Annotated in this window: 12 protein-coding genes and 1 pseudogene; 6 read left to right on the top strand and 7 right to left on the bottom strand. The window is 21.6% G+C overall.

All coding sequences use genetic code 11. The annotated features are described in order from the left end of the window. Positions 1–85: 85 nt before the first annotated feature. Complete coding sequence (locus RJX39_RS00620) at positions 86–478, top strand: CvpA family protein (RefSeq protein WP_343192718.1); 393 nt, start codon at positions 86–88, stop codon at positions 476–478. A 98-nt stretch (positions 479–576) separates the two neighbouring features. On the opposite strand, the gene RJX39_RS00625 is transcribed toward RJX39_RS00620, so the two are convergent. Continuing rightward, positions 577–1,521 (bottom strand): ribose-phosphate pyrophosphokinase, encoded by a 945-nt coding sequence (locus tag RJX39_RS00625; protein ID WP_343192719.1) that lies wholly within the window; start codon positions 1,519–1,521, stop codon positions 577–579. A 321-nt stretch (positions 1,522–1,842) separates the two neighbouring features. Between RJX39_RS00625 and prfA the strand changes: the two genes are divergently transcribed. The 3 genes from prfA to RJX39_RS00640 all read left to right on the top strand — a co-directional run bounded on the left by prfA (position 1,843) and on the right by RJX39_RS00640 (position 4,675). Beyond that, the gene (gene prfA / locus RJX39_RS00630; RefSeq protein WP_343192720.1) at positions 1,843–2,931 is read left to right on the top strand and encodes a peptide chain release factor 1; all 1,089 of its coding nucleotides are present in this window, start codon (positions 1,843–1,845) and stop codon (positions 2,929–2,931) included. Next, complete coding sequence (gene prmC, locus RJX39_RS00635; protein WP_343192721.1) at positions 2,928–3,758, top strand: peptide chain release factor N(5)-glutamine methyltransferase; 831 nt, start codon at positions 2,928–2,930, stop codon at positions 3,756–3,758. Before prfA ends, prmC begins: the two co-directional genes overlap by 4 nt. Positions 3,759–3,865: 107 nt before the next feature. Continuing rightward, the gene (locus tag RJX39_RS00640) at positions 3,866–4,675 is read left to right on the top strand and encodes a tetratricopeptide repeat protein (protein WP_343192722.1); all 810 of its coding nucleotides are present in this window, start codon (positions 3,866–3,868) and stop codon (positions 4,673–4,675) included. Between the two features lie 150 nt (positions 4,676–4,825). On the opposite strand, the gene nadE is transcribed toward RJX39_RS00640, so the two are convergent. Continuing rightward, complete coding sequence (gene nadE, locus RJX39_RS00645; RefSeq protein WP_343192723.1) at positions 4,826–5,644, bottom strand: ammonia-dependent NAD(+) synthetase; 819 nt, start codon at positions 5,642–5,644, stop codon at positions 4,826–4,828. Positions 5,645–5,792: 148 nt separating this feature from the next. Here nadE and RJX39_RS00655 point away from each other — a divergent pair. Further along, positions 5,793–6,988, top strand: a pseudogene (locus RJX39_RS00655) (acetate/propionate family kinase). A 159-nt stretch (positions 6,989–7,147) separates the two neighbouring features. On the opposite strand, the gene RJX39_RS00660 reads toward RJX39_RS00655, so the two are convergent. The 4 genes from RJX39_RS00660 to gyrA form a co-directional block, all read right to left on the bottom strand. Then, complete coding sequence (locus RJX39_RS00660) at positions 7,148–7,417, bottom strand: 2Fe-2S iron-sulfur cluster-binding protein (protein WP_343192725.1); 270 nt, start codon at positions 7,415–7,417, stop codon at positions 7,148–7,150. Then, positions 7,407–8,534, bottom strand: a complete 1,128-nt coding sequence (nrdB, locus tag RJX39_RS00665; protein ID WP_343192726.1) for a class Ia ribonucleoside-diphosphate reductase subunit beta — start codon at positions 8,532–8,534, stop codon at positions 7,407–7,409. The genes RJX39_RS00660 and nrdB overlap by 11 nt, the downstream gene beginning before the upstream one ends. A 33-nt stretch (positions 8,535–8,567) precedes the next feature. Then, entirely contained in the window at positions 8,568–10,847 is a 2,280-nt protein-coding gene (gene nrdA / locus RJX39_RS00670) for a class 1a ribonucleoside-diphosphate reductase subunit alpha (RefSeq protein WP_343192727.1), read from the bottom strand. Positions 10,848–10,924: 77 nt separating this feature from the next. After that, on the bottom strand, positions 10,925–13,483 hold the full coding sequence (gyrA, locus tag RJX39_RS00675; RefSeq protein ID WP_343192728.1) for a DNA gyrase subunit A: 2,559 nt from the start codon (positions 13,481–13,483) through the stop codon (positions 10,925–10,927). Between the two features lie 236 nt (positions 13,484–13,719). Between gyrA and RJX39_RS00680 the strand changes: the two genes are divergently transcribed. Further along, on the top strand, positions 13,720–14,421 hold the full coding sequence (locus RJX39_RS00680) for a DUF2076 domain-containing protein (protein WP_343192729.1): 702 nt from the start codon (positions 13,720–13,722) through the stop codon (positions 14,419–14,421). Positions 14,422–14,525: 104 nt separating this feature from the next. On the opposite strand, the gene RJX39_RS00685 is transcribed toward RJX39_RS00680, so the two are convergent. Beyond that, positions 14,526–15,116: a peroxiredoxin gene (locus RJX39_RS00685; RefSeq protein WP_343192730.1), complete on the bottom strand. Its 591-nt coding sequence runs from the start codon at positions 15,114–15,116 to the stop codon at positions 14,526–14,528. Between the last annotated feature and the right edge of the window lie 25 nt (positions 15,117–15,141).

Consider the following 15,141-nt stretch of genomic DNA (forward strand, 5'->3'; position numbering starts at 1 on the left):
TTATAGTATTAAAAATAATTTTATTATAATATTTTATATTTTTAATTACTTTAATATTATATATTTTTTTTTTGGAAATTTGTTTATGACTTCTATAGATTATTTAATTACAATCATTTTAATTTTATCTACCTTAATAAGTTTTATTAGAGGATTTTGTAAAGAAGTTTTATCAATTATTTTTTTTATTTTGGTTATTAGTATATCATATGAATATTATTACAAATTTTATAATTTGTTTTCTATTATACAAAACGATACAATAAGACGCGTAACAACTTATGGTTTTTTATTTTTTTTAATATTAATATCTGAGTCTAACTTTAATAAATTAATCAGTTATTTTATAAATAAAATAAATGTATCTTATTTAGATAAAATATTAGGATTGATTTTTGGTTTTATACGAGGAATTGTATTAAATGTTCTATTAGTATTTTTTATAAATTTTTTATCTTTATTTCCTTATTATAATTAAATATATTTTTATATTTTAAAAATATTTTATTATATATATATAATTTATCACATTAGTAAATTTTGTAAAATTGCTAATGTTGATAAAAAATAACTTTTTTATTCAAACATAGCTGATATAGATTCCTCATTACTTATACGTCTTATTGCTTCTGCTAACATTCCAGACAAAGTTAAAGTTCTTATATTTTTCAGTTTTGTTATACTTTTAGATAAAGGTATAGAATCACAAACTACTACTTCATTAATAACTGATTTTTTAATATATTCAGATGCATTTCCAGAAAAAACAGGATGAGTTGCATACACAAATACTCTTTTTGCTCCATTATCTTTTAACGCTTCAGCTGCTTTACAAATAGTTAATCCAGTGTCAATCATATCATCTACTAATATACAATCTCTATTATTAACATCTCCTATGATATTCATGACTTGAGAAACATTATATATAGGCCTTCTTTTGTCTATGATAGCCATATCTGTATCGTGCAGTAATTTAGCAATAGCTCTAGCACGAACAACACCACCTATATCTGGAGATACTATTATTGGATTATCCCATTTTTTTTTAATCATATCTTCTAATAAAATTTTACTTCCAAAAACATTATCCACAGGAACATCAAAAAAACCTTGTATTTGTTCAGCATGTAAATCTACAGTTAAAACTCTATCTACACCTATTCTAGATAAAAAATCTGCTACTATCTTTGCTGTAATAGGTACTCTTGTAGATCTAACACGTCTATCTTGTCTGGCATAACCGAAATATGGAATAACAGCAGTAATTCTTCCTGCAGAAGCTCTTTTCAAAGCATCAACCATAACTATTAATTCCATTAAATTATCATTAGTTGGTGAGCAAGTAGATTGTATGATAAATATATCTCCTCCTCTAACATTTTCATTAATTTGTACGCTAATTTCTCCATCGCTAAAACGTCCAACAAAAGCTGATCCTAATTTTGTATATAATCTATTTGCAATTAACTTAGCTAATTTAGGTGTAGCATTACATGTAAATAATTTTATATAAGTCAATTTTATAACCTTATTAAATAATTTATTTTTTATTATATATTATTTTTAATATATAATATTAAAAATATTAAAAAAAATTTATATAATTATATATATATATATTATTAAAAACAAATTTTTAATAAATTAATTATATTTAATATTGTATTAATATGATATGATTATATAAAATATTCATAAATATAATTAATATATATTAATACATTATTTTATTTTTATTATTTTATTTAATTTGAAAAATAATATATTAATTTATATATTAGTAAAACATATTAATTATATTTTTTATAAAAATTTAAATGTAAAATAAATTATAAAAATATGAATAATTATATTATTTTAAAACTAAAAGCTATATCAAAAAGATATAAAAAATTAGAATATTTATTAAGCAAAGGTAAAATAATTGCAAATAATAGTGTTTTTCTTAATTTTTCTAAAGAATATTCTAAATTATCTGTTATTATTAAATATTTTACTAAATGGAAAAAAAACAAAAAAGATATTAAAAATTTACTTTTATTATTAAATGATAAAGATGTATCAGAATTAGCAAAACAAGATTTAAAAATATGTTTAAAAAAAAAGAATGAGATAGAAAAAAAAATTAAATCACTTTTGGTTCCAAAAGATGTAAATGACAAACATAGTTGTCTTATTGAAATAAGAGCTGGTACAGGAGGAACAGAAGCTGCTATTTTTGCTAGTGATTTATTTAAAATGTATATAAAATATACAGAACTAAGAAAATGGAAATATGAAGTTATGAGTAGATCAGAAATAGAACATGGAGGATTTAAAGAAATAATTATTAAAATAGTAGGAAAATATGCTTCTGGAGATATGAAATTTGAATCAGGAGGTCACAGAGTTCAAAGAGTTCCATTAACTGAATCTCAAGGTAGAGTACATACTTCAACATGCACAGTAGCTGTTATGCCTGTTTTACCTAAAGAAAAAAGACCTAAAATAAATTCTTCAGACTTAAAAATAGATACTTTTAGATCTTCTGGAGCTGGAGGACAACATGTAAATACTACTGATTCTGCAATTAGAATTACTCATTTACCGACAAACATTGTCGTTGAATGTCAAGATGAAAGATCTCAACATAAAAATAAAGCTAAAGCTTTATTGATTTTATCAGCTCGTATTTATGCAAAACATATTGCTGAAATAAACAAAAAAAATGCATGTTTAAGAAAAAATTTACTTGGAAGTGGAGATAGATCTGACAGAAACAGGACATATAATTTTCCTCAAAATAGAGTCACTGATCATAGGATTAATTTAACTTTATATCGTTTAGATGAAATTATGAATGGTAATTTAGATATATTGATTAAACCTATAATTGAAAAACATAACTCTGAATTATTTAAAAACATATTTAATTTAAACAATATATGAAAATATATGAGTGGTTAAATACTAATATAAAAAAAATTTCTTTTTCTTCTAATTCTAAATATGATGCAGAATTAATATTGTCTACAGTATTAAAGAAATCATTAGGATGGATTTTAGCCTTTAGTGAAGAACAAATACCTAAAAAAAAAATTATTAAGTTAAATAATATAATAGATGAATATATAAAAGGCAAACCTTTATATTACTTAATAAATAAAATATTTTTTTTTTCTTTAACATTTAAAATAAATAAAAATACTATGATTCCTAGATTGGATACAGAATTAATTTTAGATAAGATATTATTTAAAATTAAAGGAAAACAAGAAATATTAGAATTAGGTACAGGATGTGGAGTTATAGCATTAACTATAGCACATTTAAAAAAAGAATGTTTTATTACTGCTATCGATTACAGTAAAAAAGCATTAGATGTTGCTATTTTTAATGCAAAAAAATTAAAAATAAAAAATGTATTATTTTTTTATAGTAATTGGTTTACTAATGTTAAAAAAAAATTTAATTTTATTATAAGTAATCCTCCATATATTTGTATAAATGATATTCATTTAATACAAGGAGATTTATTATTTGAACCATTACATGCTTTAGTTTCTGAAAAACATGGATTGCAAGATATCACTTACATCATTAATAATTCATCAAAATATTTGTATAATGGAGGATGGTTATTTATAGAACATGCTTATAATCAAAAATATGTTGTTAAAAAGTTATTTGATAATAATAATTTTTCAAATATTTGCACATATAAAGATTATGGAGGTAACGATCGTGTAACTATAGGTCAAAAAATAAATTATTAATTTTTATTACATAGTTAATTAAAATATGTTACATTAAAAAATAATAAAAATTTTTACATGTTTTTTATTTATAAAATTAAAAACAAGTTATTTAATTGATGCTCTATATGAAATATACCACTAATATAAATTTTTCTAATTTAACAGTTAGCGAATCTATCATTGAAACATTTAAATTTATAAAATCTGATTTTTCTAAAAAATATGTCTTAAAAAAATTAAATATTTTAGTAAATAAAGCAAAAGTAATTATAAATAAAGAAAATACAGAATATTTAAAAATAAAAAAATTATTATATTTATTTTATAATAAGTGGAATTTTAAAGAAGCTAAAGGTATATATAATCTTTCTGATGTTATTTGGTTAGATAATGTTTTGAAAAATAAAAATGGTACAGGAATATCGTTAGGTATATTATTATTACATATAGCAAATAAATTATCTCTTAATCTTATGCCTGTAATCTTTCCTACACAACTTATTTTAAAATATCAGTCACCTAATGGTAAAATATGGTTGATAAATCCATTTAATGGTGAGACATTGGATAAGCATATATTAAAATCTTTTTTAAAAGGAAATATCAGCATTAATTCTAAACTATATTTAGATTATTTAAATGAAGCAGATAATGTTTTGCTTATAATAAAAATATTAGATACATTAAAATCTTCTCTTATTGAAGAAAAAAAAATGGAATTGGCTTTAAATGTAAGTAATTTTTTATTACAAATAGATCCTACTAATCCTTACGAAATTCGTGATAGAGGTTTGATATATTCACAATTAGATTGTGATCATGTTGCTTTAAATGACTTAATGTATTTTATAGAAAACTGTCCTGATGATCCTATTAGTGAAATAATAAAATTTCAAATATATTCTATGGAATATAAAAAATTAACTTTACATTAGATATTCATAAATATATTTTTTATAATTTATAAAATAATATTTTTAAATTTATTAATTATTTAAAATCTTAAAATAAATAAGATCTCATGCATAAATACTATTTATTATATGTATTAATACATGAGGTATTATGTATTTTGTGAGATATTATTATTTTTTTATATTTAAATTAATTGGCATATCTCTTTTATGCAAAGTTTTTAAATATAATTTTTCAATTATTGTTTTTTTTTTATTAGAAATAAATTTATTTTCTAAATACGAATCAATATCTTCATAACTAACTCCTAAAGCTTCTTCATCTGTAATATTAGGTTTTTCTTCTTCTAAATCAGCTATTGGTATTTTTGTGTATATTTTTTTTGAACATTTTAATTTTTTTAATAGCAAAACACATTGTTTTTTATTTAAATGCATTATTGGATTTATATCTGTGCCACCATCTCCGTATTTTGTAAAAAATCCTGTTATGTATTCAGAAGCATTACTAGTTCCTACAACCACTCCATTTTTCATACTTGCTATACTATATTGTACTTTCATTCTTTCTCTTGCTTTTTCGTTACCTTTAACATAATCTGATATTGTTATTCCAGAATTTTGTAATGATTTTACACTAGACATCACCGCATTTTTTATATTTACATTAATTGTTTTATTAGGTTTTATAAATTTTAATGAACGATCAACATCTTTTTCATCTTTTTGAATTCCATAAGGCAATCTAACAGCAATAAATTTATAATAATTTTTTTTCATTTTTTTGTTTAATTTATCAACTGTTTTTTGACATAATTTTGCTGTTAATGTAGAATCTATTCCACCACTTACACCAGTGATTAATGATTTAATATTTTTATTTTTATATAAAAAATTACATATAAAATCAATACATTTTTTTATTTCAATTTTAGGATTGATTATTTTTTTAATATTTAATAATTTAACAATTTTTTGTTGTAATTTCATTTTAATTATAATAATGTGTCTTATTTTTTTTAATTTATAATAAAAAATATGTATATGCAATATAAAATAAATTATTTTATTAGTATGTTGTTAAATTAAAAATATATTAGAATAATAAAAAAATTATATATTAATAAGGTTTAAAAAAATGAAAAATTTAATATTAGTAATAAATTGTGGTAGCTCATCTTTAAAATTTGCCGTTATAAACATAAAAAACAAAAAAAAATATTTGCATGGAATAGCAGAATTATTATCTAAAAATAAGTCAAGAATAACATATTTTTTTGAAAAAATTACTAAAACTGTTATTTTAAAAAAAAAACTTACAATAAAATATTAAAATTTATTTTTAATAAAATTTTAAAAAAAAAAAAAAAAATATTTAATAAAATTGTTGCTGTAGGTCACAGAGTTGTTCATGGTGGATATAAATTAAATAAACCTGTTATAATAAATAACAAAATAATTAAAAACATACAAAAATCATGTTATTTTGCACCTATTCATAATCCTTTAAACATTGTTGGAATAAAATCATCTTTATTTTATATGCCACATTTATATAAAAAAAATGTTGCTGTTTTTGATACTTTTTTTCATTCAAAATTGCCTAAAATATCTTTTTTATATGCTATTCCTTACAAATTCTATAAAAAAAACAATATTAGAAAATATGGAGCTCATGGTATCAGTTATTCTTATGTATTAAAAAAATCTTGTAAATTTTTAAATAAAAAAAAAAAATTTATTAATTTAATTATATGCCATTTAGGAAATGGTTCTTCGATATCAGCAATTTATAAAGGAAGATGCATTGATACTTCTATGGGACTAACGCCTTTAGAAGGATTAGTTATGGGTACAAGAAGTGGAGATATAGATCCTTCAGTAATATTTTTTTTGCATGAAAAATTGAATATATCAATTAAAAAAATAAAAAAAATATTAAACAAAAAATCAGGAATGTTAGGTTTAAATGAATTTAGCAATGATTGCAGACAAATTACTAATAATTATTTTATTAATAAATCAGCAAAAAGATCAATAGATATATTTTGTTATCGTTTATCTAAATATATAGCATCTTATTTTGCAGTAATAAATTCTCATATTGATGGTATTGTTTTTACTGGAGGGATAGGAGAAAACTCATATATTATTAGAAAATTAACTATTCAAAGATTATCAATTTTAAATTTAAAAATTAATAAATATAAAAATATATTATGTTGTAACAATAATGAAGGGTTTATTAACAAAAAAAATACAACACCCATTTTAGTAATTAAAACTAATGAAGAACTGTCTATAGCTTTAGATACTGCCAAAATAATTATGTAATGTTTTAATTAATGTTAAATACAAAAAACAGAAATATTTTTAATCATATTTTAAAAATATTTCTTTATTATTTATTTTTTTTTTGACATTAAATAACATTTTTATTAAAAAACTTATTATTTATTTTATGCAAAAAAAAAAAATATCAATAAATAACTTTTATATTTTTATCACTAAATTACTTGTTGCTTTACAGGAACAAAGTAATATCTCATTTTTCGAAGTATATCCTATTATTTTTTTTTTTAAATATTTTATTCTTCCTGACAACAAAGTAGCTTTACATAAACCACAATATCCTGATCTACAATTGTTTTCTACAAATAAATTATTTGATTCTAATATTAATAGTAAAGATTTATTACTATATTTATAATATATAGTTTTTTGATTAATTATTTTTACATATAAAAATTTTTTATAGTTCAAATTCACTGAACTCTTTTTTATTAACTTTCGCATCTACTTGTCCTACTAAGTAAGAACTTATTTCTACTTCTTGAGGTGCTGACTGAATATTATCAGATATTAACCATGAGTTTATCCAAGGTATAGGATTAGATATATCTTTAAATGGAGTATCTAAACCTATTGCTCTCATTCTTATATTAGTTATATATTCAATATATTGACATAAAATGTTTTTATTTAGTCCCAACATTGAACCATCTTTAAATAAATATTCAGCCCATTTTTTTTCTTGCTCTGCTGCTAATTTAAATAAGTTAAAACATTCATTTTTGCATTTTAAAGCTATTTCTTTCATTCCTTCATTTTTGTTTTTTCTTAAGATGTTAATTATATGTTGAGTACCAGTTAAATGTAAAGATTCATCTCTAGCTATTAATCTTATTATTTTTGCATTACCCTCCATTATTTCTCGTTCTGCAAAAGCGAAAGAACAAGCAAAACTTACATAAAATCTAACAGCTTCTAATGCATTGACACTAACTAAACATATATATAATTTTTTTTTTAATTCTTCTAACGTTATTACTATTTTTCTTCCATTTATTTTATGTATACCTTCACCTAAAATATGCCAATAATTTGTTAATTTGATGAGATCATCGTAATAAAAAGATATGTCTTTTGCTCTGTTTATTATCTCTTTATTATTAACGATATCATTAAATACTAAAGATGGATTATTTATAATGTTTCTAATTATATGTGTATATGAGCGAGAATGAATTGTTTCTGAAAAAGACCATGTTTCTACCCATGTTTCCAATTCAGGTATGGATATTAAAGGAAGAAAAGCTATGTTAGGACTTCTACCTTGAATAGAATCTAACAGGGTTTGATATTTTAAATTACTTAAAAAAATATGTTTTTCATGATCAGGTAATTTTTTAAAATCAAAATAATCTCTTGAAAGATTTACTTCCTCAGGTCTCCAAAAAAAAGATAATTGTTTTTCTATCAATTTTTCAAATATATAAAATTTTTGTTGATCATATCTAGCTATATTTACTGATTGACCGAAAAACATTGGTTCTTGTAATTGATTATTTTTTTTTTGAGAAAAAGTAGTATAAGACATTTGTATATCCTATTGATAAATAATATATTATTTTTATATTTTACATGATCCACTATCACAAATATTATTTAAATTATTTATATTATGTTGTTCATCTTTCGCTCCATCTCTAGTATTTTGGTAATAAAGAGTTTTTAAACCTAATTTATAAGATATTAACAAATCTTTTATTAATTTTTTTATAGGTATTTTATTATTTGGAAATTTTTTAGGATCATAATTAGTGTTAGCAGAAATAGATTGATCTATAAATTTTTGCATAATACTTACCAATTCTAAATAACCTTGATTATTTGGCATGTCCCATAATAGTTCATAATATTTTTTTAGTTTTTTATATTCGGGAACTACTTGTTTCAACATACCTTCTTTAGATGATTTTATTGTAATATATCCTCTAGGTGGTTCTATACCATTAGTAGCATTTGAAACTTGTGATGATGTTTCTGATGGCATAATAGCTGATAAAGTTGAGTTTCTCAATCCATACTTAATAATATTTTTTCTTAAATGTTCCCAATCTAATAACAATTTCTCTTTGCAAATATTATCTATATATTTTTTATATCTATCTATAGGTAATGTTCCTTTATAATAAGTAGTTTCATTAAATAATTTACATGGTCCTTTTTCTTTTGCTAAATTACAAGATGCTTGTAATAAAAAATATTGAATTGCTTCGAAAGTTTTATGTGTTATTTTTTTAGCACTTCCATCAGAATAACGTAATTTATTTTTTGCTAGATAATAAGCAAAATTTATAACACCAATACCTAATGGTCTTCTATTTATAGCTGCATTTTTAGCTGATATTATTGGATAATTTTGATAATCTAGTAATTCATCTAAAGCTCTTACTGTCAAATCTGATATTTGTTCTAAATCTTTCAAATTATTAATATATCCTAAATTTATTGCAGATAATGTACAAAGAGCTATTTCTCCTTTTTCATCATTAATATCATTTAAAGGTTTTGTAGGTAAAGTAATTTCTAAACATAGATTAGATTGTCTTATAGGAGCTATGTCACAATTAAAAGGACTATTTGTATTACAATGATCTACATTTTGTATATAAATTCTTCCTGTTGAAGTACGTTCCTGTACAATTAAAGAAAACAATTCTATTGCTCGAACTCTTTTTTTTCTTATATTTTTATTTTTTTCGTATTTGACATATAATTTTTTGAAAATTTTTTGATTTTTAAAAAAATTTTCATATAAATCTTTTACATCTGATGGACTAAATAAAGTAATAAATTCGTCTTTTATAATTTTTTTATATATAAATCCATTTATTTGTATAGCGTAATCTATATGTCTGACTCTGTTTTCTTCTGTTCCTCTATTATTTTTTAACACTAATAAACTTTGTACTTCTAAATGCCATATTGGGTAAAATAATGTAGCTGCTCCACCTCTAACTCCTCCTTGTGAACATGATTTTACAGCTGTTTGAAAATGTTTGTAAAATGGTATACAACCTGTATGAAAAGCTTCTCCTTGTCTAATAGAGCTTCCTAGAGCTCTTATTCTTCCAGCATTAATTCCTATACCAGCTCTTTGTGATACATATTTAATTATAGAACTTGTAGTGGCATTTATGGAATCTAAACTATCATCACATTCAATTAAAACGCATGAACTAAATTGACGATTTGGTGTTCTAACCCCAGACATTATTGGGGTTGGAAGAGATATTTTAAAAGTTGAAATAGCGTCATAAAAATTTTTAATATAATACATTCTAGAATTTTTAGGATATTTTTGAAATAAACAAGCTGATATTAAAATATATAAAAATTGAGCACTTTCATAAATATCTCCATTTATTTTATTTTGTAATAAATATTTACCTTCTAATTGTTTAACAGCTGCATAAGAAAAATTCATATCTCTCCAATGTACAATAAAAGAATTCATTTTTTTAAAATCTTTTATTGTATATTCTTTTAATAATTGTTTATCATATTTTCCTATATTAACTAATTTTTTAACATGTTCATATAAACTAGGTGGTTCAAAATTACCATATGCTTTTTTTCTTAAATGGAAAATAGTTAATCTTGCTGCCATATATTGATAGTCAGGAGCATTCTCTGATATAAGATCAGCAGCTGATTTTATTATAGTTTCATGAATATTTACAGTTGTTATACCATCATAAAATTGAATATGAGATTTTAACTCAACTTGAGATATAGAGATATTTTTTAAACCATATGCTGCCCAATTTAGAACTTTATGTATTTTATCTAAATTTATATTTTCTTTTTTACCATTACGTTTAGTAACAAGTAATTTTTTATTCATTTAATATACACTTATATATTATCAAGATTATAGTTTTTTATGTATTTTATATATTTATTATATTTAATTTTTATTTATTATTTATTATTTTTTTTTAATTTTTTAAATTTGTTTTCTAAACGAGATTCATCTACTCTTTGTAAACCTACAACTTGTTCTTTATCTGATGTTCTTATTAAAATAACTCCTTGTGTATTACGTTTTAATATTACAACTTCAGAAACTCTAGTTCTTACCAATGTTCCTGCATTGGTTATCATTATTATTTGATCTTTTTCTATAACTTGAACAGCTCCTATCATAATACCTACTTTTTTTGTTACTTTAATAGCAATAACTCCTTTTGTTGCTCTTGATTTTAAAGGATATTCTTTTAATTTAGTTCTTTTTCCAAAACCATTTTGAGTTACTGTTAATATGTGACCATTGTTTTTTGGTATAATTAATGAAACAACTTTATCTGTTTTAGATATTTTTATACCTTTCACCCCAGCAGCATTACGCCCCATATTTCTTAATGATTTTTCATGGAATCTTACAGCTTTACCAGATGATGTGAATAACATTATGTTATCGTTTCCATTAGTTAAAGCAACTCCTATCAATTCATCATCTTTTCTTAAATTAATTGCAATAATACCAGAATTTCTTGGTCTACTAAATTCACTTAAAGAAGTTTTTTTAATAATACCGTTTGATGTACTCATTACTATATTAACATCATTAGGAAATTTAGGTATAGGTAAGATTGCTGTTATTCTTTCATTTATATTTAATGGTATCAAATTAACAATTGGTTTACCTCTAGAAAATCTACTAGCTTTAGGTAATTGATATACTTTCATCCAATATAGTATGCCTTTACTTGAAAAACATAAAATATTATCATGAGTATTTGTAACTAATATACAATGTATAAAATCTTCTTCTTTAATATTAACAGCGGATTTACCTTTTCCACCTCTTTTTTGTGCAACATAATCAGATATAGGTTGATATTTTACATATCCTAAATTTGATAATGTAACTACTACATCTGTTTTGTCTATCATATCTTCAATATTTATATTAGATTTATTTTTTGTAATTTTTGTTTTTCTTTTATCATGAAATTGTTTCCGTATTAATTTTAGTTCTTTTTTTATTATATTTAACATATATTTTTTGTTTTTTAATATTTTCAAAAAATTGTTAATTTTAAATATTAGTTTTTTGTATTTTTTTATTAATTTATCTTTTTCAAGATTATTTATTTTTTGTAATTTTAAATTTAAAATGGATTCAACTTGTTTTTTAGTAAAATAATATTTATTACTTTTTGTTTTTATTTTAATATTTATAATTTTTTTATTATTATTTATCAATTTATTGAAATAATTGTCTTTTATATTCCAAGGACTACTTAAAATAATTTTTTTTGGAGTTGTGTTTTTTTTAATTTTTTGTATAGCTGAAATAATTAATTTTATATTTTGTAAAGCTATAATTAATCCTTCAATAATATGAGTTTTTTTTCTAGTTTTTGAAAGATCATAGATTGTTCTTCTGATTACTATTTCTTTTCTATGAAAAATAAAAGATTTTAAAATTTTTTTTAATGGCATAACTTTAGGTTGACCTTTATCTAAAGCAACCATATTTATTCCAAAAGATATTTGTAATTGAGTTAATAAATAAAGTTTATTTAATATAATTTCAGCAATAGCTTCTTTTTTTATTTCAATAACAATTCTCATTCCTTCTTTATCAGATTCATCTCTTAATGAGCTTATTCCTTCTATTTTTTTTTCTTTAATTAAATTAGCTATTTTTTCAATTAATTTTGCTTTATTAATTTGATAAGGTATTTCGTAAATAATAATAGAAGTTTTTTTTGTTTTTTTGTTTTTTGTTATTTTATGACATGATCTAATATAAATTTTACCTTTTCCTGTTTTATATGCATTTAATATACCTGATATACCATTAATAATACCACCTGTAGGAAAATCAGGACCAGGTATATATTTCATTAATTCTAAAATATTAATTTTTTTATTTTTAATTAAAGCAATACATCCATTGATTACTTCAGTTAAATTATGAGGTGGAACATTAGTTGCCATTCCAACAGCTATTCCAGAAGATCCATTAATTAATATATTTGGTATTCTTGTTGGTAATATTTCTGGTATTTTATATGATCCATCATAATTGTTTATAAAATCTACTGTTTTTTTTTCTAAATCAAACATCATTTCATTAGAAATTTTAGACATTCTTATTTCTGTATATCTCATAGCAGCTGCAGAGTCACCGTCAACAGATCCAAAATTTCCTTGTCCTTCTATTAAAGTATATCTTAAAGAAAAAGATTGTGCCATTCTCACTATTGTGTCATAAACTGCTGAATCTCCATGAGGATGATATTTACCTATTACATCTCCAACTATACGAGCTGATTTTTTGTATGGTTTGTTCCAGAAATTTTTTAAAATATACATTGCAAATAATATTCTTCTATGAACAGGTTTTAACCCATCTCTAACATCTGGCAATGCTCTACCAATGATTACAGACATAGAATAGTCTAAATAAGATCGTTTCAACTCTTTTTCAATGTTTAATTTTATTATTTCTTTTGAAAAATTTTTCATGATTAATATTTCTCTATTAATGCATATATTTTTACTTTTAATTGTTTATAATTATAACATAACGTATGATATGGTTCTATTTTAAAAAATCAAAATGTTACTAATTTAAAAAAACGAATAAAAATCGTGAAAATATAAGTTTTTATAAAATTGTATAATAAAAAGATATATGATAAAATTTTTTTTATTGCAAAATTTTTTATTTTTATTTTTTATATTTTTTAAAGGAATAAGTTATGTATAATGAAGAACATGATTTAATTAAAAATCTTTTTTTTAGATTAAAAAAAACAGAGACTAATTCAGGAGAAATAGACAAATCAGCTAATAAATTGATTAAAAATTTTTTAAAAGAACAATCAAATGCTCCTTATTACATGGCTCAAACTTTATTAATACAAGAAGAAGCTATAAAAAAATTAAATTTTCAAGTTGATGAATTAAAACATAAAAATAAAGAATTAAAAAACAAAATAGAAAAAAATAACACAGGTTTTTTGTCTGGTTTGTTTAAAAATAAAAATAATAATATTGATTATATTGATCAAAAAAAATTAAACAACAATTACTCTAAATATAATCAAGATCAAGAAGTTAACAATTCTGCTTTTAGACCTTCTGGCATAACGTCTAATAATGTTTCAGGAGGATTTTTAAAAAATGCTTTGCAAACGGCAGCTGGTGTAGCAGGAGGTATGATCGTAGCTAATACTTTAAATAATTTATTTCATAATAAAAATTTAGAAAACAATAATATTAGTGAAAATAATTCTGTAAGTACATCTAATGATAAAAAAGATGATCTTAATAATATAAATGAAGAAAATTCAGAAAATTCAGAAAATGATGATACTTACATACATCAAAATATAGAAGAAATAACAGATAATAATTTTGATTTAGAAGATGATGATAACATCGATGATGATTTTGTGTAAATAATTATTTAATTTTAATAAAAATTATACATTTAATAACTTAATTTTAAAATAGGTACGAACCTTTTTGTTCGTACCATTTATACAAGTTGATAAAATTTTAATTATTTTTTTTTAAAATATTTAATTATTCCTTGAGTAGAAGGTATAATACCTTTATCTCCTTTTTTCCATTCAGATGGACATACTTCTCCATTGTTATCGTGAAAATTAATAGCATCTATTGTTCTTAAAGTTTCTTTAATATTTCTACCAATAGGCAGATCGTTTACTAATTGATGACGAATTATATTTTCTTTGTCAATTATAAATGTTGCTCTTAATGCTACACCTAATTTAGGATGTTCTATATTGTACATTTTTTGAATCTTTCTTTTGATATCAGATACCATAATATATTTAACATTTCCTATTCCTCCTTTATATATAGAAGTATTTCTCCATGCTATATGTACGAAAGGAGAATCTATTGAAATTCCTATTATTTTTACTTTTCTTAATTCAAATTCATTATACAATTTGTCTAACATAACTAATTCTGTAGGACAAACAAAAGTAAAATCCATAGGCCAAAAAAATATTACAACCATTTTTTTTTTAGAAAATTTTCTAAAATTAAAATTATTTATGATTTTATTATCTTTTAAAACTGCAGAAGATGTAAAATCTGGAGCATAAGAAGTTACTAAAGACATATAATACACACCTAAATAAAAAATT

The organism is Buchnera aphidicola (Taiwanaphis decaspermi), from assembly GCF_039405155.1.
In the GTDB taxonomy this organism is placed as follows: domain Bacteria; phylum Pseudomonadota; class Gammaproteobacteria; order Enterobacterales; family Enterobacteriaceae; genus Buchnera_M; species Buchnera_M aphidicola_B.

What these genes read in the sequence shown, in the direction of transcription:
- RJX39_RS00620 (WP_343192718.1), top strand. Translation starts at nt 86, where the DNA reads ATGACTTCTATAGATTATTTAATTACAATCATTTTAATTTTATCTACC.
- prfA (WP_343192720.1), top strand. Translation starts at nt 1,843, where the DNA reads ATGAATAATTATATTATTTTAAAACTAAAAGCTATATCAAAAAGATAT.
- prmC (WP_343192721.1), top strand. Translation starts at nt 2,928, where the DNA reads ATGAAAATATATGAGTGGTTAAATACTAATATAAAAAAAATTTCTTTT.
- RJX39_RS00640 (WP_343192722.1), top strand. Translation starts at nt 3,866, where the DNA reads ATGAAATATACCACTAATATAAATTTTTCTAATTTAACAGTTAGCGAA.
- nadE (WP_343192723.1), bottom strand. Translation starts at nt 5,644, where the DNA reads ATGAAATTACAACAAAAAATTGTTAAATTATTAAATATTAAAAAAATA.
- nrdB (WP_343192726.1), bottom strand. Translation starts at nt 8,534, where the DNA reads ATGTCTTATACTACTTTTTCTCAAAAAAAAAATAATCAATTACAAGAA.
- nrdA (WP_343192727.1), bottom strand. Translation starts at nt 10,847, where the DNA reads ATGAATAAAAAATTACTTGTTACTAAACGTAATGGTAAAAAAGAAAAT.
- gyrA (WP_343192728.1), bottom strand. Translation starts at nt 13,483, where the DNA reads ATGAAAAATTTTTCAAAAGAAATAATAAAATTAAACATTGAAAAAGAG.
- RJX39_RS00680 (WP_343192729.1), top strand. Translation starts at nt 13,720, where the DNA reads ATGTATAATGAAGAACATGATTTAATTAAAAATCTTTTTTTTAGATTA.
- RJX39_RS00685 (WP_343192730.1), bottom strand. Translation starts at nt 15,116, where the DNA reads ATGTCTTTAGTAACTTCTTATGCTCCAGATTTTACATCTTCTGCAGTT.